This window comes from Bifidobacterium sp. LH_230 (assembly GCF_056357555.1).
This window is the reverse complement of record NZ_JBKEWJ010000047.1, coordinates 1-1,361: the sequence shown is the minus strand read 5'-3', so window position 1 is coordinate 1,361 and position 1,361 is coordinate 1. Positions and strand designations below refer to the sequence as shown.

Annotated in this window: 1 protein-coding gene; it reads right to left on the bottom strand. The window is 64.4% G+C overall.

Annotated features, from left to right (window positions below; genetic code table 11):
* Nucleotides 1-54 precede the first annotated feature (54 nt).
* Nucleotides 55-1,239 carry an IS256 family transposase gene (locus AC1A0G_RS12185; protein ID WP_476530011.1) on the bottom strand — a complete coding sequence of 395 codons (1,185 nt, stop codon included), beginning with the start codon at nt 1,237-1,239 and terminating at the stop codon, nt 55-57.
* Nucleotides 1,240-1,361 lie beyond the last annotated feature (122 nt).

Genomic DNA, 1,361 nt, shown 5'->3' with positions numbered 1-1,361 from the left:
GGTAGTGCCCGAGATCTTGCGCACTTTGGTCTTCGTCCGTCCCTGTGACGATGATCAGTTCGCTGCTGGTACGGTCTCACCGAGTCGGGACATGTCGAGGTAGCGTCGTGTCGACCATTCGTTGGAGGTGACGTAGCGCACGCGTGCGCAGATAAGCATCAACGCGCTCCTGCCGTCCGGGAACGAGCCGACCACGCGCGTGCGACGTCGGATCTCGCGGTTCAACCGTTCGATCATGTTGTTCGTGCGGATGCGCCGGCGGTGCTCCCTGGGATAGTCGTCGAGCAGGTAGGTCGTCGTCTCGCCGACGCCCTCCCTGAGGCATTTGGCGGCCTCCCTCAATTTCCGGGATTCCATTTCCGCGGCGACGGATTCGGCCTTCTCCAACGCCTTGTCGCGGTTTTCCATGGAGAACACGGCCTTCAGCGCGTCGGCCGCCCAGTCCCGGTTCCCGGGGTTGACCTTGGCGAGCACGTTGCGCTCGAAATGCACCATGCACCGCTGGTAGCGCGCCCCGGGCAGCAGCTCGCCCACCGCGGCCACCAGTCCCGCGCACCGGTCGCCGGTCACCAATCTGACGCCTTTGAGGCCGCGTGCGACCATGCCGGTGATGAACTCGCGCCAGCTTTCCGCGTCCTCCTTCATGCCCTCCGCCACCGCGAGTACCTCGCGCCGGCCGTCCGCGCCGACGCCGATCGCGACCAGCACGCTCACGTTCTCCACCGCGCCTCCCCAGCAGCGCTTGTGCCACACGCCGTCCATGAACACGTACGGGTACTCCTGCGTCAGCGGCCGCTCCCGCCACGCGTCGATGTCGGCATACACCCTCTTGAGCTTGTCGGAGAGCGTCTGCGAGGGCATGCGGTCGCCCCACAGCAACTGGCACACGTCGTCGACCTGACGCGTGGACACGCCGGCCAGGTACATGTCGATCAGCGCCTCCTCGACGCTCTCCTCGCGCCGACGGTAGCGTTCGATCACCGCCGACGAGAATATCGCGCCCTTCAATTTCGGCACCTTCAGGCTCACCTTGCCGGCCTTGACGGTCAGATCGCGCTCGTAATGACCGGCCCGGTACGCCTTGCGCCCGCCGCTGCGCTCGTAGCGCGCGGCGCCGGTGATCTCGTCGGCCTCGGCGTCGAGCATCGCGTTCAACGTCTCCTCGACCGTCTTCCTGACCATCCGGTCCAGGGTGGTCTCGAGCATGGCCTGGTCGACCTGTAGAATCTGCTGTGACATGGCTTGTGTCCTGCTTTCCAATCGCGGTTTATCTTGTTTGGCGACAGAAAATCGTACACAGGACACGGGCCATGCCTCTATCTCAAGCCCAAACCAAAGTGCGCAAGAATTCGGACGTTATC